The organism is Pseudomonas paraversuta, assembly GCF_904063065.1.
Taxonomy (GTDB): Bacteria; Pseudomonadota; Gammaproteobacteria; order Pseudomonadales; family Pseudomonadaceae; genus Aquipseudomonas; species Aquipseudomonas paraversuta.
The window spans coordinates 268,493-291,143 of the sequence record NZ_CAJFCL010000002.1; the positions used below are offsets into that span (position 1 = coordinate 268,493).

At 59.8% G+C, this 22,651-nt stretch carries 20 protein-coding genes; 13 read left to right on the top strand and 7 right to left on the bottom strand.

Going from position 1 to position 22,651, the window contains the following annotated elements; genetic code table 11:
• Positions 1-77: 77 nt before the first annotated feature.
• Positions 78-758, top strand: a complete 681-nt coding sequence (locus JQ845_RS04280; RefSeq protein ID WP_203008456.1) for a hypothetical protein — start codon at positions 78-80, stop codon at positions 756-758.
• Positions 759-812: 54 nt separating this feature from the next.
• Here the strand turns inward: JQ845_RS04280 and JQ845_RS04285 are convergent, their stop codons facing one another.
• Together JQ845_RS04285 and alr are read right to left on the bottom strand one after the other, a co-directional pair.
• Positions 813-2,915, bottom strand: a complete 2,103-nt coding sequence (locus tag JQ845_RS04285; RefSeq protein WP_203008458.1) for a TonB-dependent siderophore receptor — start codon at positions 2,913-2,915, stop codon at positions 813-815.
• A 252-nt stretch (positions 2,916-3,167) separates the two neighbouring features.
• Positions 3,168-4,397: an alanine racemase gene (gene alr, locus JQ845_RS04290; protein ID WP_029612909.1), complete on the bottom strand. Its 1,230-nt coding sequence runs from the start codon at positions 4,395-4,397 to the stop codon at positions 3,168-3,170.
• A 179-nt stretch (positions 4,398-4,576) separates the two neighbouring features.
• Here alr and JQ845_RS04295 point away from each other — a divergent pair, with 179 nt between their 5' ends.
• Positions 4,577-5,251 carry an MgtC/SapB family protein gene (locus JQ845_RS04295; protein WP_003445922.1) on the top strand — a complete coding sequence of 225 codons (675 nt, stop codon included), beginning with the start codon at positions 4,577-4,579 and terminating at the stop codon, positions 5,249-5,251.
• An 18-nt stretch (positions 5,252-5,269) separates the two neighbouring features.
• On the opposite strand, the gene JQ845_RS04300 is transcribed toward JQ845_RS04295, so the two are convergent.
• The gene (locus JQ845_RS04300; RefSeq protein ID WP_161719397.1) at positions 5,270-6,556 is read right to left on the bottom strand and encodes an amidohydrolase; all 1,287 of its coding nucleotides are present in this window, start codon (positions 6,554-6,556) and stop codon (positions 5,270-5,272) included.
• 211 nt (positions 6,557-6,767) lie between these two features.
• Positions 6,768-8,141 (bottom strand): aminotransferase-like domain-containing protein, encoded by a 1,374-nt coding sequence (locus JQ845_RS04305; protein WP_003445906.1) that lies wholly within the window; start codon positions 8,139-8,141, stop codon positions 6,768-6,770.
• A gap of 125 nt (positions 8,142-8,266) precedes the next feature.
• Between JQ845_RS04305 and JQ845_RS04310 the strand changes: the two genes are divergently transcribed.
• The 10 genes from JQ845_RS04310 (at position 8,267) to ycaC (ending at position 19,684) form a co-directional block, all read left to right on the top strand.
• Positions 8,267-9,553 carry a hydroxymethylglutaryl-CoA reductase, degradative gene (locus JQ845_RS04310; RefSeq protein WP_203008461.1) on the top strand — a complete coding sequence of 429 codons (1,287 nt, stop codon included), beginning with the start codon at positions 8,267-8,269 and terminating at the stop codon, positions 9,551-9,553.
• Between the two features lie 146 nt (positions 9,554-9,699).
• Entirely contained in the window at positions 9,700-10,158 is a 459-nt protein-coding gene (locus JQ845_RS04315) for a hypothetical protein (RefSeq protein ID WP_003445900.1), read from the top strand.
• On the top strand, positions 10,155-11,528 hold the full coding sequence (locus JQ845_RS04320) for a tripartite tricarboxylate transporter permease (protein ID WP_003445898.1): 1,374 nt from the start codon (positions 10,155-10,157) through the stop codon (positions 11,526-11,528). The genes JQ845_RS04315 and JQ845_RS04320 overlap by 4 nt, the downstream gene beginning before the upstream one ends.
• A gap of 229 nt (positions 11,529-11,757) precedes the next feature.
• A complete protein-coding gene (locus JQ845_RS04325; RefSeq protein WP_003445896.1) occupies positions 11,758-12,795 on the top strand; it encodes an isopenicillin N synthase family dioxygenase in 1,038 nt (345 codons plus the stop codon).
• Between the two features lie 14 nt (positions 12,796-12,809).
• Positions 12,810-13,625 (top strand): MetQ/NlpA family ABC transporter substrate-binding protein, encoded by an 816-nt coding sequence (locus JQ845_RS04330; RefSeq protein WP_161719395.1) that lies wholly within the window; start codon positions 12,810-12,812, stop codon positions 13,623-13,625.
• Positions 13,622-14,368, top strand: a complete 747-nt coding sequence (locus JQ845_RS04335; RefSeq protein ID WP_003445891.1) for a methionine ABC transporter ATP-binding protein — start codon at positions 13,622-13,624, stop codon at positions 14,366-14,368. The genes JQ845_RS04330 and JQ845_RS04335 overlap by 4 nt, the downstream gene beginning before the upstream one ends.
• Positions 14,365-15,030 (top strand): methionine ABC transporter permease, encoded by a 666-nt coding sequence (locus tag JQ845_RS04340; RefSeq protein ID WP_003445889.1) that lies wholly within the window; start codon positions 14,365-14,367, stop codon positions 15,028-15,030. The genes JQ845_RS04335 and JQ845_RS04340 overlap by 4 nt, the downstream gene beginning before the upstream one ends.
• 161 nt (positions 15,031-15,191) lie before the next feature.
• Positions 15,192-17,006, top strand: coding sequence for a gamma-glutamyltransferase (gene ggt / locus JQ845_RS04345; RefSeq protein ID WP_127195330.1), 1,815 nt, complete (start codon positions 15,192-15,194; stop codon positions 17,004-17,006).
• A 991-nt stretch (positions 17,007-17,997) separates the two neighbouring features.
• Positions 17,998-18,651 (top strand): hypothetical protein, encoded by a 654-nt coding sequence (locus JQ845_RS04350; RefSeq protein WP_203008464.1) that lies wholly within the window; start codon positions 17,998-18,000, stop codon positions 18,649-18,651.
• Between the two features lie 406 nt (positions 18,652-19,057).
• Complete coding sequence (ycaC, locus tag JQ845_RS04355) at positions 19,058-19,684, top strand: isochorismate family cysteine hydrolase YcaC (protein ID WP_003445884.1); 627 nt, start codon at positions 19,058-19,060, stop codon at positions 19,682-19,684.
• Positions 19,685-19,873: 189 nt separating this feature from the next.
• Here the strand turns inward: ycaC and JQ845_RS04360 are convergent, their stop codons facing one another.
• The 3 genes from JQ845_RS04360 to JQ845_RS04370 form a co-directional block, all read right to left on the bottom strand.
• Positions 19,874-20,716 carry a SphA family protein gene (locus tag JQ845_RS04360; protein WP_236010181.1) on the bottom strand — a complete coding sequence of 281 codons (843 nt, stop codon included), beginning with the start codon at positions 20,714-20,716 and terminating at the stop codon, positions 19,874-19,876.
• A 136-nt stretch (positions 20,717-20,852) separates the two neighbouring features.
• Positions 20,853-21,551 carry an arsenical resistance protein ArsH gene (gene arsH, locus JQ845_RS04365; RefSeq protein WP_203008480.1) on the bottom strand — a complete coding sequence of 233 codons (699 nt, stop codon included), beginning with the start codon at positions 21,549-21,551 and terminating at the stop codon, positions 20,853-20,855.
• A gap of 9 nt (positions 21,552-21,560) precedes the next feature.
• A complete protein-coding gene (locus tag JQ845_RS04370; protein WP_203008483.1) occupies positions 21,561-22,031 on the bottom strand; it encodes an arsenate reductase ArsC in 471 nt (156 codons plus the stop codon).
• 338 nt (positions 22,032-22,369) lie between these two features.
• Between JQ845_RS04370 and JQ845_RS04375 the strand changes: the two genes are divergently transcribed.
• Positions 22,370-22,633 carry a hypothetical protein gene (locus JQ845_RS04375; RefSeq protein ID WP_003445874.1) on the top strand — a complete coding sequence of 88 codons (264 nt, stop codon included), beginning with the start codon at positions 22,370-22,372 and terminating at the stop codon, positions 22,631-22,633.
• Positions 22,634-22,651: the final 18 nt, after the last annotated feature.

Below are 22,651 nucleotides of genomic sequence, written 5' to 3' on the forward strand. Positions count from 1 at the left end.
TCCATCAGTGGCAAGCCAGCTTCCACAGGAAGAGGGATGCCTTCCATCAGTGGCAACCAGCTTCCACAGGAAGAGGGATGCCTTCCACCAGTGGCAAGCCAGCTCCCACAGGAGAAGGGATACCTTCCATCAGTGGCAACCAGCTTCCACAGGAGAAGGGATGCCTTCCATCGCTGGCAAGCCAGCTCCCACAGGAGAGGGATGCCTTCCATCAGTGGCAAGCCAGCTTCCACAGGAAGAGGGATGCCTTCCATCGCTGGCAAGCCAGCTCCCACAGGAGAAGGGATGCCTTCCATCAGTGGCAACCAGCTTCCACAGGAGAAGGGATACCTTCCATCAGTGGCAACCAGCTTCCACAGGAGAAGGGATACCTTCCATCAGTGGCAACCAGCTTCCACAGGAAGAGGGATATCTTCCATCGCTGGCAAGCCAGCTCCTACAGGAAGAGGGATATCTTCCATCGCTGGCAAGCCAGCTCCTACAGGAAGAGGGATGCCTTCCATCAGTGGCAACCAGCTCCCACAGGAAGAGGGATGCCTTCCACCAGTGGCAAGCCAGCTCCCACAGGAGAAGGGATACCTTCCATCAGTGGCAACCAGCTTCCACAGGAGAAGGGATACCTTCCATCGCTGGCAAGCCAGCTCCTACAGGAAGAGGGATGCCTTCCATCAGTGGCAACCAGCTCCCACAGGAAGAGGGATGCCTTCCATCAGTGGCAAGCCAGTTCCCACAGGAGGAGGGGTGCCTTCCACCAGTGAGAACTGGCTTGTGTGGGAGCCGGCTTGCCGGCGATGGGATCGGCCAGGCCTTCCTTAGAACTTCCAGCTGACCGACGCCGTCACGTTGCGCGGATCGCCATAGTTGCTTTGGCCGTAGCGCACGCTTTGCAGGTACTTGCGGTTGGTGAGGTTGTCCAGGTTGAGCTGGGTGCTCCAGTGCGCATCGATGTCGTAGCTGGCCATCAGGCCCACCAGCGCGTAGGCCGCCTGGTTGGCCGCCGGGGCATCGTCGTTCTCGATTTTGCTTTGCCATTTCAGGCTGCCACCCACCTTGACCTTCGGCGCCATCGGCAGTTTGTAGGTCATGGATGAGGTCAGGGCATTGCGCGGGATGAATTTGCGCCCGCGGTCATTGTCGGCATCGGTGATGTACACATAGGTGTAGCCGCCGCTGATTTGCAGGCCCGGCGCCAGTTCCCCGGACGCCTCAAGCTCTATCCCGTCGCTCTTGTAGGACATGCCGTCATACAGATACCCGCCCAGCGCCGGATTAAAGCCGGCATAGGTGGCCACGTTGTCCTGCCTGGTGTGGAATACCGCCGCGCTGACATCCAGTTTGTTATCCAGCAAATGGCCCTTGATGCCCGCTTCGTAACTCTTGCCTTGCAGCGGGTCGATCACTTTGCCCTGGGTGTTGAGGTAGTACTGGGGATTGAATATCTCGGTGTAGCTGGCATACAGCGAGTATTGCTCGGTCAGGTCGTAAACCACGCCCGCATAGGGCGTGACCTTGCCATGGATGCTCACATCCCGGGCCGAGCCGTAGTTCTCGCCGTCGCTGTCGGCGCTGAGCATGCGCGCCCCGATGATCAGGTGCAGATCGTCGGTCAGGCTCAAACGTGTGCCGGCATAGACACTTTTCTGCCGGTCGGTGTAGTTCGAGGTATCAGCGGCATTGGCGATGTTGTAGGTGGGCTTGGGAATTACCCCGTTGAGGGCATCTTGCAGCGAGACGTCGGTGTAGTACGACGAGGAGCCATACAGCGAGGTCTCCTGGGTGCGCGAGCGGGCCACGTTGGCGCCGAAGGTCAGTTGGTGTTCACGACCGCCGAGGGTAAAAGGCCCGCTGAAGGAAATGTCGCCATCCAGCTCGCGGGTCTTGTCCTTGTAGTTGGAGGCAAGACCGGTGAACCCGGTGGCCGAGCCGCTGTCGCCATACACGTAGAACATGTCGGTGTCTTCGCGGTGCTCCATGGCGGTCAGGGTCAGCGTCGACTTCCAGTCATTGGCGAAGCTGTGTTGCCACTCGGCAAAGGCGCGGGTGGTATGCACGTCCCAGTACACCCAGGGTTGGGCGATGCTGGAACGGGTGCTGCTGTAGTGCAGCGCCTTGCCGCTGGCATCGGTCAGCGGCAGCGCGCCCCAGCTGGCGCCGTTGGCATTGCTCTTCTGGTCTTCGATGCCCAGGGTCAGGGTGTCGCTATCGCTCAGGTCGAAGGCCAGCAGGCCGCTGAAAATATTCTTCTCCCGGGAGTAGCGGTCGAGGTAGGAATTGCCCGTCTCGTTGGCATAAATCACCCGTCCACGGACATTTCCCGAGTCGGTCAGCGGCCCTGAGACATCGAGGTCGACGCGGCGCTTGTCCCAGGACCCGGCACTGACACTGACCTTGGCTTCGGTGTCATAGGTGGGGCGCTTGCGCACAAAGTTGACCGTGGCCGAGGGGTTGCCGCTGCCGGTCATCAGGCCGTTGGCGCCGTGCAAAATGTCCACTTGCTCATAGGGCGCCATGTCGATATCGCCCACCAGCAACCCGCCGTTCAACGGCATACCCATGCCGTCGTACTGAAAGTTGGTGATGTCGAAGCCGCGGGCGGTGAAGTAAGTACGATCGGTCTCGATCTTCTGCACGTTGACCCCCGGGGTGCTGCCCAGCACGTCGCGGATACTGTTGAGTTTGAAGTCATCCAGTTGCTCGCGCTTGATGCTGGTCACGCCTTGGGGGGTTTGCCCGGCGCTGAGGTTCAGGCGGGTGGTGCTGGCATTCGGCCTGGCCTGATAACCCTGCGGCGTGTCTTCACTGTCGCCGGTGATGCTCGTGGTGGGCAGGTCCAGGGTGTCGGCAACGGCACTGTTGAGAATGCCCAGGGCGATCAGGGTGAGGGCTGACGTGGGCAGGGTGAACATTTTGCGCATGATCTGCGAATACTCCGGGCATGGAACTGCGTAAACGAGAATTGGTTACAAATTTTTACATTCTCGCAAATAACAATCAATGCCATTTACCAATCTTTACGATTCGCGTTTACCGGAGGGGCGATCATGCTGCGGTCTACCCAACGGTAGGAGCGAGCTTGCCTCGCGAGCTTTTTGCACGTGGCGCATAAATCGCCAAGAGCTCGCGAGGCAAGCTCGCTCCTACAGGTTCAGGGTTCAGGGTTCAGGTTGTTATTGGTCGATCAGGATCTTCGGGTTGGAGTTGCCCCATACGGTGTACAGGTCGGCCAGCAGCGCGCCGTTGATGTCTTCGACCTCTGCCTGGCTGATTTGCGCCTTGCCCTGTTGGCCGAACAGCACCACTTCATCACCGCTTTTCACGTCCGGGGCATCGGTGACGTCAACCATAAGGGTGTTCATCGATACCTTGCCCACCACCGGCACGCGGTGGCCGTTGATCAGCACAATGCCTTTGTTGGTGAACGCACGACGGTAACCGTCGGAGTAACCGACTGTGATGTTGGCCAGTTTCGAGTCACGACCCAGGGTGTAGGTGCGGTCGTAACCGACGGTATTGCCCTTGGGGTAGCTATTGACCGAGGCCACGTGGGACTTGAATTGCATCACCCGTTTGTAATCTGTGTGGGACGGTACGGTGTCACCGAACAGCGCGCCGCCGGGGCGGACCATGTCCAGATGCGACTCCGGCACTTCCAGGGTGGCGAACGAGTTGGCCGCGTGCAGGGTGATTTTGCTGCGATCGAGCCCGGCGACGTTCATCAGCCACTGCGCCTGCTGGTTGAAAGCCTTGAGCCCGGCGCGCACGTCATCGGCATCCTCGACGGCGAAGTGGGTCATGATCGCCCGTATTTCAAGGTTCGGCACTTTGGTGATGGCCACCGCGTCACGGCGCCCCTGGGCGGTGGTCATTTCCACGCCGTTACGGCTCATGCCGCTGGAGTTCAAGCCCAGGTGGACCACCAGCGGGCGACCGTGTTGCTCGGCAATCAGGCTGGCCCTGACCGCGAAGTCGAGGTTGCCCACCAGTTCTTCCATGTTGTACGGCAGCGCTGCTTCCAGCTCGCTGAGGGCGGCGGTGCGTACGCGGATCAACTGGCCCTTGAAGCCGCTTTCGCGCACCACACGGGCTTCTTCGTTGCTGGCAACCCCGACACAGGGAACGCCCATGGCAATCACCGACGGCATCAGCAGACCGATACCGTGACCGTAGGCATCGGCCTTGAGCACGGCGCAGATTTTCGACTTGCCATCCAGAGTGGCTTGCAGCACCCGGATATTGTTTTCAAAGGCAGCCTTGTTGATTTCGACCCAGGCATTGCTGTCCTGGGTACTGACCTGTGCCACACCATCGGTCATCGTCAGGGGCGGGGCGGCGAAGGCCGGGTTTTGCAGCAGAGCCATACCCAGAGAGAGGGCGAGCAGGGTGCGAGTGAAGGGCATCATCAGCGTTTCCATACTTTATTTTTAGGGAGGTAATAGGGCGGGGCGATACTAGATTTGACGCTGGCTAAAGTCACTCCCCTGGCCGCGGATCTGTCTCATTGTGTCGTGATGCCGATGATCTGTGGCCGATCCCCAAAGCTTGGCTATGCTCGAAAGTTTGCGGGGGGACGCGGGCGATGATTTCAGATCCGGAGATGTGTTTACGTTTGTTATTGGCGGCCTTGCTGGGCTGTCTGATCGGGCTGCAACGGGAGCATCTGTTCTGGTCCGCAGGATTGCGTACCCACATGCTGGTGTGTACCGGCGCCTGCCTGTTCATGATGGTCTCGGCCTTTGGTTTCCAGCAGGCCCTGACCATGCCCGGTACCCAGCTGGACCCTTCGCGGATCGCGGCACAGGTGGTGACCGGCATCGGCTTTTTGGGTGCGGGCTCAATTTTGCAGCGTGGTGCCGTGATCAGGGGCCTGAACACCGCGGCCAGCTTGTGGGCAGTGGCCGCCATTGGCCTGGCGGTGGGCGGCGGGCTGTATACCTTGTCGGTGGCGGCCGCAGCCTTGATCCTGGTGATTCTGGCAATTCTCGGGCCGCTGGAGCGCAAGTACCGCGATTACCTGAAGGTGCATGTGGTCAGGCTGGTGGCGCCGACCGCTACGCTGACAATGAGCCGGCTCAAGGAGGTATTGGGCGCCCGGGCCGATAACATCAAGCATCTGGTGACTGAGCGTGGGCCGGTGCATGACACGGAAATTGTCACTATCGAGTTCAGGAACACGTCCCGGCTGGAGTACAACGCCATCGTCAACGACATCCTCGGCATACCGCAGGTTACTGAAGAGCAGTCTGTTCAGTAACCTGCGGTTTTGCAGCGGTCACGACTTGCTGTTGGCTCGCCCCGGATAATTGAGCACGAACTGCACGTGCGCCTTTACCCCTGTGGCCAGGGTCGCGTCATCGGCGGTGAAGTAGGGGCTGTGATTGTTGGGGGCCGAGGCCATGTCCTGGTCTGCGGGAGTGGCCCCCAGAAACACGAACAGCCCCGGGACCTTTTGCGCGTAATACGAGAAGTCTTCGCTGGGCGACAGCGAGGCGGGCAGCCGCTCAACCTTGCCCGGTGCTGCCAGCTCCAGTGCCGGCACCATGGCCTCGGTCAGGCCCGGGTTGTTGACGGTCACCGGGGTATGGTTGAGCAGCAACAGATCGCCCCGGGTCTCATAGGCACTGGCAATGCCCTGAACCAGTGGCGGCATTTTTTTCAGGATGGTGTCGCGGATCGCCGGGCTGTTGCTGCGAATGGTCCCGGTGAGTTCGACTGACTGCGGGATGATGTTGCTGGCCGAGCCGCCATTGATGGTTCCGACACTGACCACGGCCATGCCCTGGCTCAGATCCGCACGGCGGCTCACCAGGGTCTGCAGACCACCAATGACGGCGCTGCTGGCAACAATCGGATCGGCTCCGCTCCAGGGTGCCGAGCCATGGGTTTGTTGACCGTTGAGGGTAATGCGGAACTGGTCGCTGCTGTTAAGCACCGTGCCGGCCTTGTAGTACAGGTGCCCGGTGGGGTAGCCCGCCATCACGTGAACCCCGAATATGGCTTCAACCTTGGGCGCGTCCAGTGCGCCGTCACGGATCATGGCCTGGGCACCGATCAGCGTATCGGTCTGCGAGTCATCCACATCGGCGGCGCCTTCTTCGGCCGGCTGGAACAGAAACACCACGGTACCGGCCACCTGGTCCCGATGCTCGGCCAGTACCCTGGCGGCACCCAACAGCATGGCGGTATGGGTGTCATGACCACAGGCATGCATCACCGGCACGGTTTTGCCCAGGCGTATGCCGGTGGCTTTACTGGCATAGGGCAGGTCGTTCATTTCCTTGACGGGCAGCGCGTCCATATCGGCACGCAGTGCAACCACCGGCCCGGGGAGGCCGCCCTTGAGCACACCGACCACACCTGTTTTACCGACCTGGGTCCGCACTTCGATCCCCAGCGCCTTGAGCCGATCGGCCACCAGCGCAGCGGTTTTAACCTCCATATTGCCCAGTTCGGGGTTCTGGTGAATGGTGTGGCGCAGATCGATGACGTCCTGGTTGACCGAGGCAACCGCCGGGTCAACCCAGCTCAGGTTGGCGGCCTGGGTGGTGGTGGCAGTCATTGCGCTGATCAATGCAAGGTATAAGAGGCCAGGTCGTAGCGGCATGGGCATGCTGTTCACTTCTTGTTGTTGTGGATCCGCTCAGGGTATGTGGTTGCCCTGAGGGGTTCAAAGGCAGCCGGCCGATAGTGTTCGATTACCGGGCATTGGCGCCGGGCCACCATCGTTGCCATCGCGGGTTAACTCGCTCCTGCAGGGGCCGCGATGTTGCTCAGGTGTCTTTGAATACGGCCATCAGCAAGGGGTCATTCAGGTACGCCACATTGAGCCGGGTCCAGGGGTTGATCCGCGACTGCTCGGGGGAAAAGATGTGCCCCGGGGCGATCATGAAACCCTTGGGCAGCAGCTGCCGGGTCAGCTCCCGGGCATCGTCGATGTGCTTGAACCTGGCCCACAGGTAGAGGCTCTGCTCCGGACGGCAGAATACTTCGGCGCCGATCTCGTCGAGCATCTGCAGGCCGGCCGCCGTCGCAGCCTTGAGCCGCTCCTGCAGGCGGATCAGATGCCGCAGGAAATGCCCCTCGGTCAAAATCACATCCACCGTGCGCTCGCAGAACTCCGATGAGCTGGTGTGCAAAAGCATCTTCAGGTCACCCAGTTCGTCTATCAGTTCCTTGCTGCCGGCGATGAAACCGACCCTGAGCGCCGCCGAGACCGATTTCGAAAAGCTGCCCACATACAGCGAGTGCCTGAGCTGATCCAGTGCCGATACCTTGATGGCCGAAGCCGGCTTGAAGTCGGCCAGTGCATCGTCATCCACCAGAATCAAGTTGTGCGCCTGGGCCAGTTGCACCAGACGATGGGCGATGCCTGGCGAGATATCGGAGCCGGTGGGGTTGTGACCCACCGATTGAATGAAGAACAGCCTGGGCTTGTGCAGGCGCAGATGCTGCTCCAGCACTTCGATGTCCGGCCCTTCGGCTCGCCGCGGTACCGACAGCATGCGCGCACCTTGCAGTTGCAGCTTGCCGAACAGCGGGTAGTAGCCGGGGTCTTCCACCAGCACCGTATCGCCGGGGGCAATGAAGCGCCGGATGATCAGGTCCAGTGCGTGATTGGCGCCATGGGTGGTGACGATTTGCCGGGGTGTGGCGTTAATCGAATAGCTGGCCAGTTTCTGCACCAGATGCTGGCGCAAGCCGGCATTGCCCAGGCGGTTGCCATAGCGAAACAGCGTGCTGACGCCGGTGCGCATGATCTGTCGGGTGAATTTGTCCAGGCGCATATCCATCAGCCATTCCACCGGCGGGAAGCCCTCACCCAGGGGCGAATGCCCCGGCTCGCGGACAAATTGCTGGCGCATCAGCCAGACGGTGTCCATGGCCCTGGCGTAGGGCAAGGGTTCGTCGGCTTCGTGGCTGGCAAGCGCCCCCTGACGCACGAAAAATCCCTGCCCGTGGCGGGCTTCGACCAGCCCCTGGGACGCCAGCGATTCGTAGGCATTGATTACCGTGTTTTTCGAATGGCCGAACAGGCGCATGCATTCACGCAGCGACGGCAACCGATCCCCTGCGCGATAGGTTCCATTGCCGATTTGCTCGCACAACGAAGCAGCCAGTTGCTGGGGGAGTGTCAGGCGCGTCATGGTCCGGAGTCCCTGAAATCAGAGGAGGGTACAGCTTGGGTACTGTTTGTCCGAACTGTACCTTTTACCCGGGGCCAAGGCGAATTAGGGTGCAGGTCAAACAATAAAGACCACAGGATTTGTTTATGAGCCTTGATTCGCGCCTTCCGATGTTCCGCAGCATGACCCCGTCCGCGCGTCTGGGGCACTTGCAAGAGGTGCTCAAACTGAGCGCCGAGGACGTTGCCCTGCTCAGCGATGCGGGTGCACTGGCGCTGGAAGTCGCCGACGGGATGATCGAAAACGTCATAGGGACCTTTGAACTGCCCTACGCGGTTGCCAGCAATTTCCAGATCAATGGCCGCGATGTGGTAGTGCCGATGGTGGTGGAAGAACCTTCGGTGGTGGCTGCGGCGTCCTTCATGGCGAAACTGGCGCGCGAGGCCGGGGGCTTTCAGACTTCAAGTTCGCTACCGCTGATGCGGGCCCAGGTACAGATTGTCGAGGTTCCGGACCCGTACAACGCCCGCCTGAGCCTGATGCGGCGCAAGGACGAAATCATCGAGCTGGCCAACCGCAAGGATCAGTTGCTCAACAGGCTCGGCGGCGGTTGCCGCGATATCGAGGTGCATACCTTCGCCCAAAGCCCGCGCGGGCCGATGCTGGTTGCCCACTTGATCGTCGATGTACGCGATGCCATGGGCGCCAACACCGTGAACACCATGGCCGAGGCCGTGGCTCCGTTGATGGAAGAGATCACCGGCGGCAAGGTGCGGCTGCGGATTCTTTCCAACCTCGCCGACCTGCGTCTGGCCCGGGCCCAGATCCGCGTGGCACCGCAGTTGCTGACCACGGCTTCGTTCAAGGGCGAGGACGTGATTGAGGGCATTCTCGATGCCTACAATTTTGCGGTGGTTGACCCTTACCGCGCCGCCACCCACAACAAAGGCATCATGAACGGGATCGACCCGCTGATCGTTGCCACGGGCAATGACTGGCGGGCGGTGGAGGCGGGTGCCCACGCTTATGCCTGTCGCAATGGTCATTACGGCTCCCTGACCACCTGGGAAAAAGACACCGCAGGCAATCTGGTGGGCACCCTGGAAATGCCCATGCCTGTGGGCCTGGTGGGCGGCGCCACCAAAACCCATCCGCTGGCCCAACTATCGTTGCGCATCCTGGGGGTGAAGACTGCCCAGGAACTGGCCGAAATTGCCGTGGCCGTAGGCCTGGCGCAAAACCTCGGCGCATTGCGGGCGCTGTCTACCGAAGGCATTCAACGTGGACATATGGCCTTGCACGCCCGCAACATCGCCCTGTCTGCGGGGGCCCGTGGCGAAGAGGTGAGCTGGCTGGTGGCACAAATGGTCGAGGCCGGTGATGTGCGTGCCGACCATGCGGCCACCTTGCTCAAACACAAGCGGGGGCTGTAGGACTGCCCCGCCAACCCTGTAGGAGCGAGCTCTTGGTCGCCGGGTTGAAAAAGCTCGCGAGCAAGCTCGCTCCTACAGACAAGATGGCCCCTGCCGGGGTAGGCGCCATCTCTTCATCTCCATAACAATAAAAGTGGGAGAACTCTTTGAAACCCGAACTCTACGAAGTATGGGGCGACACTGTCGATGCCCGTCACCTGGTGTACGCCATTGGCATTGGCGCAGTGGTCAGCCTCAGCGCATTTTTCGTCGCCCAGCACTTTCTGCTGATGTGGGTGGAGTCGGCGCAGATGGCACGGGCCTACGCCATGCTGGTGGGCATCCTCGGCTGTCTGGCAGGCGGGGCCATCAGCGCCACCCTGTTTAAACCCAAGCGCCATGTGGTGGAACATCAGGCTGACCCGGCATGGCGCGCGCAAGTGCTGGTGGAATTGCAGAACGAGTTCGGCGACCTCGGGCGGCTCGCTGACTTGCCGCCAGAAACCGTGGCCGAGCTTCGGGAAATGGACCTCTACGATCTGTTCGCCAACTATGAAAAGGACCTGGCTGCAGCCCCGGTCGCTGATGCGGCCAGTGGCCTGAGTGTCAGTGGGAGCCGGTCATGATCGCGCCCTTGCTGGAGCAGATTGTTATCGCCCTGGGCATGGGCATTTTGGGCGCAGTGATTTTTGCCGGTATCGGGCTGATCTCCGGCAGCGATGAAACCACGACCCTGGCCCCCCTGACCCTGCTGGTGGTGTTGCTCGGAGTTCCGGCCCCCGGCGTGCTGACCTTTTTTCTCGCCGGCGCCGTGGCCAAACACATGACCCACGCCGTGCCCACTGCACTGCTGGGTATCCCCGGCGACACCCTGGCCACACCGCTGATGCGCGAAGCCAACCTGTTGCGCAAGCTCGGGGTGCCGCATATCGCCTTGCGCAAGATGATCTCGGGGGCGGTGATCGCCGCCTTGATCGCCGTGCCGATGGCCGTGTTGTTCGCGGTGATGCTGGCGCCGTTCGGCGATGCCATCAAGCGCAGTGCACCGTGGATTTTCCTGGCGGCGGCGATCGCCATTGCCTGGTTTTCCAAAGGCCGGCTGGCGGCCGTACTGGCCTTGATTCCCTTTGTGCTGATCATCCTCGGTTTGCAAGCCCTCACCGGGCAATTCGGGGTCAAGCTCAGCGTCAGTTACTTTCTGGGCATTGCCATAGGCCCGTTGATCGCGGCCCTGTTCGCCTTGCTTGCACCTGACGAGCGCCGCAGCATGCGTCGCAGCGAAGTGCGCACTTTCTCCCTGTCACCGGATGTCAAAAGCGCCGGTGGCTACTTCCCCAATCCGTTGAAGGTGCTCGACAGCCAGCAAAGCCGCTGGACCGCCATCACCGCGGTAATTTCCAGCGCCACCTTTGTCTTCAGCCCGGTGGCCATGACCGTGATTCTGGGGGAACTGGTCGGCTCCAGAATCAAGCATGTCTACCATCGCCTGACCACGGTGATCACTGCGCGCAACGGGGTGACGGAGTCGACCTACATCGCCGAAGCGCTGATCCCGCTGATTGCCTTCGGACTGCCCCTCAGCCCGGTGGCGGCGGGCCCGGCAGCACCGCTGTTCAATGCACCGCCACGCTTTACTGTGGACTCGGCCACCGGTGAGGTGCACAACCTGCACACGCTGCTCAGCACCTGGGAGTTTTTCGGCTACGGCATGCTGGCGGTGATCGTTGCGATTCTGATCGCCTATCCATTCACCATGAACTACGCCTACCGTGCGGCTTCCTGGGTCACGCGCAAGATCAGCCACGAGGCGGTAATCGCCACCTTTGTGGGGCTGATACTGGTGATCGGCATTTGGGAAGGCGGCTTGCTGGGGCTGCTGGTGATCGTCACCGTGGGGCTGCTGGGCGGGTTCCTCTCGCGTTTTCTGGGCTTCAACATCGGTGTGCAGTTCATGGGCTACTACACCGCCGTACTGACCGTGCCGGCGCTGCTATGACCCTGTAGGAGTGAGCTTGCTCGCGAGCTCCTGGTCTTGAAATAGCTCGCTCCTACAGGTTGGAAGGGCAAAAAATCATAAATTCGAAAAGCCCCGCCCGGGGCTTTTTTTATGCCTAAGGTAATGCGAATAAGTTATTGGCTGACTCTTTTTAAGATCGTTTAGCTTTAAGTCATCGCCGGTTACAAACCGCTAAACGTCTTTTTGTTGATTCTTGGGGGAGTAAGCCATGCCGTATACACGGGACATTAGCGCCTTGCCGATTCTGGATCTGTCTTTGCTGGACGGTAGTGCGCTCCAGCGTCAGGGGTTTCTTGACGATCTGCGCCACGCCGCGCGGGATGTCGGTTTTTTCTATCTGACCGGGCATGGCATCGACAGCGGGTTGTTGCAGCAGGTACAGGCCAGCGCCCGGCAATTTTTTGCCTTGCCGGAGAGCGAAAAAACCGCGGTGGGCATGATCAATTCACCGCACTTTCGCGGCTACAACCGCGCCGCTTCCGAGATCACCCGGGGTCAGCCCGATCTGCGTGAGCAGTTCGATGTGGGCGCCGAAAGAGCAGTGCTGCCCAGCGCTGACAACAGCCCCTGGTGGGCTCGCCTGCAAGGCCCTAACCAGTGGCCGGCGGCGCTGCCCGAACTGAAACCGTTGCTGCTTGACTGGCAGCAAGCCATGACCGGCATGTCACTGCGGTTGCTGCGGGCCTTTGCCGAGGCGTTGTCGCTGCCACAGGACGCTTTCGACCGCTTGTACGGCGATAAGCCCAATGAGCATGTCAAGTTGATGCGCTATCCGGGACAGGCGCCAGAGCAAAGCAATCAGGGGGTGGGGGCGCACAAGGATTCGGGCTTCCTCAGCTTTCTGCTGCAGGACCGCCAGGGCGGTCTGCAAGTGGAGATTGAAGAGGGGCGCTGGATCGATGCACTGCCGCTGGACAACACCCTGGTGGTGAATATCGGTGAGCTGCTGGAGTTGGCCACCAACGGCTATCTGCGTGCCACGGTGCACCGGGTGGTGTCACCGCCCGTGGGCAGTGAGCGGCTGTCGATTGCATTCTTCCTCGGCGCGCAACTGGATGCCGTGGTGCCGCTGTATCCATTGCCCACGGTATTGCTGCGTGAGGCGCGGGGACCGGTCAGCGATCCGGATAACCCGTTGTTCCGTGATGTGGGCTGGAACTATCTCAAGGGCCGCCTGCGCTCGCACCCTGATGTTGCCCGGCGCTACTACGCCGACGCCCTGATTCCCAACGCGCTCAGCGCTTGATTAAGGACTGCACCATGTTCAAAAAAACTGGCTTGACCCTGGCTGTGCTTGGCGCGTTGCTGACTTCCTTCAGTGCCCTGGCCCAGGAACCGTTGCGGGTGGCAGTGGACCCGGTACCCCATGCGCAAATCCTGGCGTATGTACAAAAAATCGATCCGCAGTTGAATCTCAAGGTGATCGAGATCCCCAATGGTGTGAACTCCAATGAGCTGCTGGCCCATGGTGAGGTGGATGCCAACTATTTTCAGCATCTGCCGTATCTGAAAACCCAGGAGCAGGCCCTCGGGCAAAAATTTGTGGTGGCCGCCACGGTGCATATCGAGCCACTGGGGATTTATTCCCATCGTCACAAGACCTTCGCCGAGGTGCCGCAACAAGGTACGGTCGCCGTGCCTAACAACGTCACCAACCTCAGTCGCTCACTGTACCTGTTGCAGGACAACGGGCTGATCAAGCTCAAGCCCGGTTTCAATGACCCGGCCACCGATCAGGCGACGCTCAAGGACATTGCCGAAAACCCGAAACAGCTGAAGATTCTGGAAATCGAATCGCCGCAGATTCCCCGCGCCCTGGATGATGTGGACCTGGCGGTGATCAACGGCAACTACGCGCTGGAAGCAGGCCTGGTGCCGGCCAAGGATGCGCTGGGGCTGGAGAAAGCCGAGGGTAACCCCTACGCCAATATTCTGGTGACCGTCCCGAAACTGCAGGACGACCCGCGAATCAGACAACTGGCCAAAGACCTGACTTCCCCAGAGGTTGCCAAGTACATCAACGACACTTTCTCGGGCTCGGTGCTTGCGGTCGCGGTCCCGGACAGCAAGCCATGATTGTCGTCGAGCAGTTGAGCAAAACCTACGCGCCCGGGCAGCCGCCGGCGCTGGATCAGGTGTCGCTGAGCATTGCCGATGGCGCGATTTTCGGGATTCTCGGGCGTAGCGGGGCGGGCAAGTCGACGTTGCTGCGGTGTCTCAATCTGCTCGAACGCCCCAGCTCCGGGCGCATTCTGCTGGATGGTGCTGACCTGACGGCCCTGTCTGACGCTGAACTGCGCCGCCAGCGTCAGCGCATCGGCATGATTTTTCAGGGTTTCAATCTGCTGCACTCACGCAATGTCTTCGACAACGTGGCCGTGCCCCTGGAGATTGCCCGGGTGAGTAAAGAGCAGCGCCACAGCCGGGTCCGCGAGCTGCTGGATCTGGTGGGCTTGAGCGACAAGGCACAGGCGTTTCCATCGCAGCTGTCCGGCGGGCAAAAACAGCGGGTCGGTATTGCCCGGGCCCTGGCTGGACGCCCGGCTTACATCCTGTCGGATGAAGCCACCAGCGCTCTGGACCCGGAAACCACGGATTCGATTCTGCAATTGCTGCGCAATATCAACCGGCAATTGGGGGTGACCATCGTGTTGATCACCCACGAACTGGAGGTGGTCAAGGCCATTTGCGACAGCGCAGTGTCCCTGGCCGCCGGACGCATAGTGGAGAGCGGCAGCCTGGTGCAGTTGCAGGCTGACCCGTCGTCAAAACTGGGGCGTTTACTGGCTCCGGGTCTGCAAGTGGTGAGGGCAGGATGAAAACGGACTGGCATGACATTCTTCAACTGTTGCTCACCGCCACTGGCGAAACCCTGTACATGGTGCTGCTGGCCGCACTCTTCACCGTGCTGATCGGCCTGCCGCTGGGGGTGCTGCTGTTCATCAGCCGTCGCGACGGGTTGTTTCCCTTGCCACGGCTTAACCGGGTGCTGGGGGCGGTGATCAACCTAGGGCGCTCGTTGCCCTTTGTGGTGCTGCTGATTGCCCTGATTCCGCTGACCCGGTTGCTGGTGGGCACCACCCTGGGCAGCACGGCTGCGGTGGTGCCGATCACCATCGGGGCCTTTCCGTTTTTTGCCCGGATTGTCGAGAACGCGCTGGATGAAGTGGACAAGGGCCGGATCGAAGCAATCCTGGCGATGGGCGGCCACATTGGCCATGTGATTTTCAAGGTGCTATTGCCCGAAGCGCTGCCGGCCTTGTTGGCGGGCATTACCCTGACCCTGGTGATGCTGATCGGCTTTTCATCCATGGCCGGGGTCATTGGTGGTGGCGGCCTGGGTGACCTGGCGATCCGTTATGGCTATCAGCGCTTCAATAATCAGGTGATGGTGGCCACGGTGGTGGTGCTGGTGATTCTGGTACAGAGCGTGCAGAGCCTGGGTGACGGGCTGGTGCGGTCACTGGCCCATCGGCGCTGACGGATCGAGGGCAGGCAGTCTCAGGCCATAATTTTTTCTTTGCCAGGCTGGCGATGTGATGCAGGATCACGTCCAGCCGTACCTCTCAAGTCGCGACTTTTGAGGGTTTGCGTTCAGGCCGTTGGGCCGCGCATTACCAAGCAAGGAAGAAGGAAGCCCTTTTGACCATTACCCTGTGTGCTAAAAAAAATAATCTTTATGTGATTGGTTTGTCGGCTCTGGCCCTCTTGATCGGGGGGTGCCGCAGCGAGAATCCGGGGCTTGAAAAAACCTCCGGATTGCCGCCCGCCCCCGAGATTGCCTCTGGTTATCGCAACGATATGGTTCCTGTGCATGCGGCGCGTCATATGGCTGCGGCAGCGAACCCGCTGGCAACCGCGGCGGGTCAGCAGATGCTGCGCAAAGGCGGGTCTGCGATCGACGCGGCCATTGCCATGCAGGCGGTACTGACCCTGGTTGAACCCCAGGCCAGCGGCATCGGCGGCGGTGCTTTCATCATGTATTGGGACGGACACAAAGTGCAGGCCTTCGATGGCCGGGAAACGGCACCGGCCGGCGCCGACGGGCGCATGTTCCTCAATCCGGCCGGCCAGCCGATGGCCTTTGCCGACGCCCAGATCGGTGGGCTGTCGGTGGGCGTGCCTGGAGTGCTGAGGGCGCTGGAAATGGCCCATGCCCAACATGGCAAATTGCCCTGGAATGAGCTGTTCCAGCCTGCGATCCAATTGGCCAGAGACGGTTTTCCGGTGTCTCCCCGTTTGCACGCGCAAATCGCCTCTGACAAGTTCATCGCTCAGTCGCCGGCACTGGCCAAATACCTGCTCACGGCCCAGGGTCAGCCCTTGCCGGTGGGCACGTTGCTGAAGAATCCGGAACTGGCACTAACCCTCCAGGCCATTGCCGATCGGGGCGTGGATGCGTTCTATCAGGGCGCCGTTGCACAAGGGATGGTTGATCAGGTCAACGCCCATCCCAACCCGGGTTCGTTGTCGTTAGCCGATATCAGTGGTTACCGGGCCAAAGAGCGTCACCCGGTATGTGGTGATTACAAACAGTGGCGTGTGTGCGGCATGCCGCCGCCTTCTTCCGGTGGCGTTGCCGTGTTGCAGACACTGGGCATTCTTGATGCCTTGCAACGCAAATCTGCCGCCCTGGACCTGGCCACCATGCCTCCTGTTGGTCTGCAGCCGACGGCCACTGCAGTGCACCTGATGGCAGAGGCCGAGCGTCTGGCCTATGCCGACCGTGCGCAGTACCTGGCGGACAGCGACTTCGTTCCGGTGAACGTTAAAGGCCTGACCGACAGAGCCTATCTGGAGGCCAGGGCGACCCTGATCGGTGACAAGAGCATGGGCCGTGCGCAAGCCGGTACACCACCGGGAATCAATCTCGCGCTGGCGCCTGATCGCTCGCCGCTGCGCATTTCGACTTCGCAAATAGCGGCTGTCGACGATCAGGGGGGCGCCATTTCGATGACCACCTCGGTTGAATCGGCGTTTGGTTCACATGTCATGAGCAACGGCTTCATTCTCAACAACCAGCTCACTGACTTTTCCTTTGTTGCGGATGAAAACGGCAAACCGGTTGCCAACCGTATCGAGCCGGGCAAGCGACCACGTTCTTCAATGGCGCCGACCCTGGTGTTTGATCGCAACACCGGCGCCCTGGTTGCCACCATTGGTTCCCCTGGCGGTTCGCAGATCATCGAATACGTGAACAAGGCGGTGGTGGGGCTTGTGGACTGGAAGCTCAACCCGCAGGACGCCATCGGGCTGCCCAACTTTGGCAGTCGCAATGTGGGCACCGAGGTCGAGGCCGGACGAGTCAGCCCGGCACTGATACAGCAGTTGAAAGATCGCGGGCATGAGGTGTCCGCCATTGAAATGACCAGCGGGACCCAGATCATCGTTCGTGATCAGAACGGCTGGGCCGCCGGTGCCGATCCCCGCCGCGAAGGTACAGCATTGGGCGATTGAGGCTGGTAGTTGAACAAGAGCGGAGCTCCACTGTAGGAGCGAGCTTGCCTCGCGATGGCGCAATGTCAGCGCCGGATGTATTGACTGACCCACCGCCATCGCTGGCAAGCCAGCTCCCACAGAGGAGGGGTGATAGCAGCATTTGTAGGAGCGAGCTTGCCTCGCGATGACGCAATGTCAGCGCCGGATGTATTGACTGACCCACCGCCATCGCTGGCAAGCCAGCTCCCACAGAGGAGGGGCGATAGCAGCATTTGTAGGAGCGAGCTTGCCTCGCGATGGCGTAATGTCAGCGCCGGATGTATTGACTGACCCACCGCCATCGCTGGCAAGTCAGCTCCCACAGAGGAGGGGCGATAGCAGCATTTGTAGGAGCCAGCTTGCTCGCGATGGCGTAATGTCAGCGCCGGATGTATTGACTGACCCACCGCCATCGCTGGCAAGCCAGCTCCCACAGGGTGATAGCGGCATTTGTGGGAGCGAGCTTGCCTCGCGATGGCGTAATGTCATTGCCGGATGTATTGACTGACCCACCGCCATCGCTGGCAAGCCAGCTCCCACAGAGGAGGGTCGATAGCAGCTTTTGTAGGAGCGAGCTTGCCTCGCGATGGCGCAATGTCATTGCCGGATATATTGACTGACCCACCGCCATCGCTGGCAAGCCAGCTCCCTCAGGTTGGGCGCGGCATGCGGCACCATGGCCGCCCGCACATAGCCACGACTGCCTCGTAAACCCGGGGTCATTGAACTGTGGGGTAATTTGCCAGGCTTCCAGGTCTGCATCGGAGTGCGATCTGCCGGACGACATTCAGATTACACTCCGATGCGACCTCCCGTGAGGGATCGGGCAGTTAGCGACAGGCTGTCGTTGGCGCTGGTTGTTCTATGGGAACCTTCATATCTGATTGAAGCTTGATTGCAATGATCTGCACTGTTTTCTACAGGTTTATTTGCATGCAGGGATGGCGTAGTTAACGGAGTAGGCATAACGATGATTGTGGTTGTTGAAGGTATCAGTGCCAGCGGGAAAACCACCTGGTGCGCCCAGCATGGAGGGCAGCATGTCATCCCTGAAAACGGCCGTTTTGACAACGAGCCGGACCGGATAAAAGATCCAGCCGGTGCAGCGGCTTTTTGGGCAGAGCGAAACGTGGATCGCTGGCAAACGGCGCTGGCCATGGAGGCCGCTTCTTCATGGGCGGTGTGTGACAGTGACCCCCTCAAGCTCCACTACATTTGGACTCTTTGGCAGATCGGCGAGGCGAGCGAACACGACTGGCGAATAGAGCTGGAGGCCACAAGAGAAACGATCGCCCAAGGACGTATCGGCTTTGCTGACTGTTACATTGTCGGCCCCATAGATCCTTGGCTCGCACGCGAGCGAGCCAGATCCGACGCCTCCCGCCGCCGGAGCAAGTTCGAGCTGCACCTGCGCCTCCAGCAAGCTCTGCTTGGCTGGTACTCAGCTATGGATGAAGTGCTCCCCGGCAGAGTGCGATTCGGGTTTCCTGCACAAATGCCCACCGTGAAAAGCCTTGATGGAAGGTATGCGGTGGCGGCCTTTGATCAAATGATCGCACTGCTCCCGCGATCCGGTTTGTTGTTCCAGGCACCCATCAGCAGCACATCATGTTCAGCGCAGTAGCCGCAGAGTTGTGGTTGCCCATGCACCGGGCAATATCAGTGCGAAAAGGTTCAGGCGATGGGGCGACTGACTCACAAGGCATGCTTGCTTGCGGGATCACCTTTTGCAGGTGAGTCGCTGAAAGATAGGCCAAGTTTTGAGCTGTAACCCATGCACGCAGGCCTCTGGCCGACTGCAGCCAGTCACTATGGGTTGCAATCGTTCAGATGCTGGCGAGTAGGCTAAGGTTCACACGCGCGATGACTCATTATCAGCTGCCGCCCGAGCGCTACATCGGAGCTCGGGAGGTGGTCAGGCATCACGAAGAGCTGGACTCCAAGGGTACGCAAGACACTAACGTACTCACAGGAAACTAACTTTACCGTGGAGGCTGCCTTGGCTTTCACAGTGGTCTAGGAGAAATCGAATGTCTGTCAAATACAAACGTCTGGACAAAGATCAAGCTGCCGTATTGTTAGTCGATCATCAAACAGGCCTGCTGTCTCTGGTGCGTGATATTGACCCCGACAAGTTCAAAAACAACGTATTGGCATTGGCCGATCTTGCCAAGTACTTCAACCTTCCTACGATTCTGACAACCAGTTTCGAAGACGGACCCAATGGCCCGTTAGTCCCTGAGTTAAAGGCAATTTTCCCTGATGCGCCTTACATCGCCCGTCCAGGGCAGATAAATGCCTGGGATAACGAAGACTTTGTAAAAGCAATCAAGGCTACAGGTAAAAAACAGCTGATTATTGCTGGGGTTGTTACCGAAGTGTGCGTCGCGTTCCCGGCACTTTCTGCGCTGGAGGCAGGCTTTGACGTGTTTGTGGTCACAGATGCTTCCGGAACATTCAACGAAATCACCCGGCACTCGGCATGGGATCGTATGTCCAGCTCTGGTGCCCAATTGATGACCTGGTTCGGTCTGGCTTGTGAACTACACCGAGACTGGCGCAATGATGTGGAAGGACTGGGGGCGTTGTTTTCAAACCACATTCCTGACTACAGAAACCTGATCACTAGCTATACCAAGCTCACCACAGCCAAGTAAATCAATCGTCAGTGGGTTCCAATGGGCCCACTGACGCCAGTTACTCAGAATCGCCAAGCCAACCGCCCCGAAGCAGACAGTTACGCAACACGATTAACCAGGCAAAGGTATGGCCAAAGATAACCAGGTGTTCCAGCCCTCCGGACGGTTCTTTGCATCAAACTCGTAGTAGCCTTTGAGGTTGACGTACTAGAGGTCTTTGCCAACCTTGAAGAAATGCCCGGCCTGAGGCCCTACGGCGCTGACTTTTGATTTGAAGTCGCCCAGGGTGGCACCGCTGCCGCTATCCCCTGTGATCTGATTGAAGAAGTAGCCGACCACGCCCAACTGAGTCTGGCTTGTGATGAAGTGCGAAGCACTCCAATCCAGGTGGGCGTCGATGCCATTTTTATAATGGGTGTCCGGGTTCTTCCAGTTGTAGGTCATGCCCGCCACAACGGAAAACTCGTTGGTTTTGTCGAAGTAGGTGTAACCACCGCCGGCGTCCAGCGCGGCATGGCCGAGCCCGATGTTCACCAGGCGGTCAGGGTCATAGGCACCGACCGGCAGGTTACCCATGCTGTACGCCATGAGATTGTGCACGCCGTGGTTCCACTTCAGGGTACCCAGCAAGTAAACGTCGCTTGCACCCTTTAAACTGTCGTCCGTGCCACCGGAAAAACTTTTGCCACGGGGGCCGCTCAATGTTGCATCAACGCTGGCTTCGGACCTTCCAACGGCGGCTACCATCGAGATCGCCGCTTGAGCCCCGAGCAAAGGCTCGGCGAATGTGTAGGTGGGACTGGCAAATAACAAATCAGCTTTCGCATCCAGCCCAAGTGTGGTTCGGCCGCCCCTTGGAAATGGCTTGCTGCCGCCATCGCTGGCGTTAACGTGGTAATAGACCAGTGGCAGGCTCCAGCCCGGGGCAGTGGGCGCCGCCGCTAGTGTGCCGAATTGGCCCGGTAGCCAGAAACTGATGCCACCGTCATCAGCGTGGGCGGTGCAAGCAGTAAGTAGGGCAATAAAGCCAATCAGTCTGTTTGTTGTCATCAGGGGGCTCTTTCAGGCGAACGATGATGATTCTTACGAGTAGGGCAATCGAGTCAGGAGCGCACTGAGAAGTAGCGTAGGCGAATTTGCGTTTTTCGCCGCTGGCTTGCATGAAGGGCCGCAACTGGCCGACCTCTTAGATTGAGCGCTGGTTGACCCTGGCCATCAACTGTTCGGCCGACTCCTTACGCTCTGAATAGCGATCCACCAGAAACTCCTGTCGGTCGCGAAGCAGTACGGTAAATTTCACCAGCTCTTCCATCACGTCGACAACGCGGTCATAAAAAGGCGAAGGTTTCATCCGCCCCTCTTCGTCGAACTCCATGTAGGCCTTAGGTACCGAGGACTGATTGGGGATAGTGAACATACGCATCCAGCGCCCCAATACGCGCAGTTGATTGACCACGTTGAACGACTGCGAGCCTCCACACACTTGCATCACCGCCAGGGTTTTGCCCTGGGTGGGGCGAACTGCGCCGAGCTCCAGCGGAACCCAGTCGATCTGCGCCTTGAACACTGCCGACATCGCGCCGTGGCGTTCCGGAGAACACCAAACCTGGCCTTCCGACCACAACACCAGATCACGCAACTCCTGCACCTTGGGATGATCCACCGGGGCGTCATCAGGCAACGGCAACCCCGATGGGTTGAAGATGCGTGTTTCAGCGCCAAAGTGCTCAAGCAAGCGCGCGGCTTCCTCCACGAGCAAGCGGCTGAAGGAGCGTTCGCGGGTCGACCCGTAGAGCAACAAGATGCGCGGTTTGTGCGATGCCGACGTAGAAGCCCGAGAGCCGTCGAACAGAGTCAGGTCCAGATTGGGTAGATGTTCAGACATACATTTTCCTTAAAGCACGCCGATCCGATCGAGCTCGGTTTTGAGCTCGTCGCGGCTGAGGCGGTTGAGGGGCAGTTCGAGAAAGGCTTTGCAGCGTCGTTCGATATGCGCCAGCGTGGCGCGGAAGGCAGCATCAATCGCAAATTCATCACCCGTCACTTCGGACGGATCCTCCAGACCCCAATGGGACTTCAGTGCCGGGCCGAAATACACCGGGCAGCTTTCGCCTGCGGCTTTGTCGCAGACGCTGATCACGATATCCGGCGGGTGGCCTTCGAAGGCGTCGTTGCCTTTGCTGTACAAACCGTCGATCGAGATGCCGGCCTGCTGCAAGGTAGACAGGCTGCGAGGCAGCACTTGGCCCTTGGGCAAACTCCCGGAGCTCACTGCTTCGAAACCCAGCGGTGCCAGGTGATTGAACAGGGCTTCTGAAAGGATGCTGCGGCAACTGTTGGCCGTGCACATGAACAGAATTCGCATGGGTTTATCCTTCCGCTTCAGGCGGACGTCAGAGGCTGAGGCACCGAGCCAGGGCACAAAGGCTGATCAACTAAACCGGGAAGGTCAGCAGAGCACCGCCCTTGAAGTCATTACTTCAAAGCTCGAAACATATGGATAAACGAATATATGCATTTCCATATATGATGGCAATACATGAATGTATGCGCCTGCGCATCTCCAGCGCTTGAACGTCCATTTTGGTCGAACCCACACCTTCAGGAATGGCTGCTGTTGAGCAGGTATTAACGCATCAACGTTGGCCAGGATGGCGCGGCCTATCGGCAGGCGCTGTACGCCCGGGCGCACAAGGTGTTGGCGTGAAGATCGATGCGGCGAAGTGGGGCGGGGGGCTGCTGATCATCCTGGCCCTGATGGCTGGCAGCGCGTGGGCCGCATGGGCATGGCAGGCCAACGCTTATGAACGGCGACTGGCCGCCAAGGACGCCGCCCTCCAAACAGAGCGCACAAATCTGGCCAATGCCGCGTTAGTGCCGGGCGAGCAGGGCAAGCGCTTTGCCCTTGAGCAGTGGCTGGCAGCGCGTGACCAAGCACGTTACGCAATGAGCTTGCAAGGTGTCTAGAGAATACGGGGCGGTTCA

Bases quoted from the DNA above. Each gene is read 5' to 3' on its own strand.
- JQ845_RS04280 (WP_203008456.1), top strand. From the start codon at position 78: ATGCCTTCCACCAGTGGCAAGCCAGCTCCCACAGGAGAAGGGATACCT.
- JQ845_RS04285 (WP_203008458.1), bottom strand. From the start codon at position 2,915: ATGCGCAAAATGTTCACCCTGCCCACGTCAGCCCTCACCCTGATCGCC.
- alr (WP_029612909.1), bottom strand. From the start codon at position 4,397: ATGCCCTTCACTCGCACCCTGCTCGCCCTCTCTCTGGGTATGGCTCTG.
- JQ845_RS04295 (WP_003445922.1), top strand. From the start codon at position 4,577: ATGATTTCAGATCCGGAGATGTGTTTACGTTTGTTATTGGCGGCCTTG.
- JQ845_RS04300 (WP_161719397.1), bottom strand. From the start codon at position 6,556: ATGACTGCCACCACCACCCAGGCCGCCAACCTGAGCTGGGTTGACCCG.
- JQ845_RS04305 (WP_003445906.1), bottom strand. From the start codon at position 8,141: ATGACGCGCCTGACACTCCCCCAGCAACTGGCTGCTTCGTTGTGCGAG.
- JQ845_RS04310 (WP_203008461.1), top strand. From the start codon at position 8,267: ATGAGCCTTGATTCGCGCCTTCCGATGTTCCGCAGCATGACCCCGTCC.
- JQ845_RS04320 (WP_003445898.1), top strand. From the start codon at position 10,155: ATGATCGCGCCCTTGCTGGAGCAGATTGTTATCGCCCTGGGCATGGGC.
- JQ845_RS04325 (WP_003445896.1), top strand. From the start codon at position 11,758: ATGCCGTATACACGGGACATTAGCGCCTTGCCGATTCTGGATCTGTCT.
- JQ845_RS04330 (WP_161719395.1), top strand. From the start codon at position 12,810: ATGTTCAAAAAAACTGGCTTGACCCTGGCTGTGCTTGGCGCGTTGCTG.
- JQ845_RS04335 (WP_003445891.1), top strand. From the start codon at position 13,622: ATGATTGTCGTCGAGCAGTTGAGCAAAACCTACGCGCCCGGGCAGCCG.
- JQ845_RS04340 (WP_003445889.1), top strand. From the start codon at position 14,365: ATGAAAACGGACTGGCATGACATTCTTCAACTGTTGCTCACCGCCACT.
- JQ845_RS04350 (WP_203008464.1), top strand. From the start codon at position 17,998: ATGATTGTGGTTGTTGAAGGTATCAGTGCCAGCGGGAAAACCACCTGG.
- ycaC (WP_003445884.1), top strand. From the start codon at position 19,058: ATGTCTGTCAAATACAAACGTCTGGACAAAGATCAAGCTGCCGTATTG.
- JQ845_RS04360 (WP_236010181.1), bottom strand. From the start codon at position 20,716: ATGACAACAAACAGACTGATTGGCTTTATTGCCCTACTTACTGCTTGC.
- arsH (WP_203008480.1), bottom strand. From the start codon at position 21,551: ATGTCTGAACATCTACCCAATCTGGACCTGACTCTGTTCGACGGCTCT.
- JQ845_RS04370 (WP_203008483.1), bottom strand. From the start codon at position 22,031: ATGCGAATTCTGTTCATGTGCACGGCCAACAGTTGCCGCAGCATCCTT.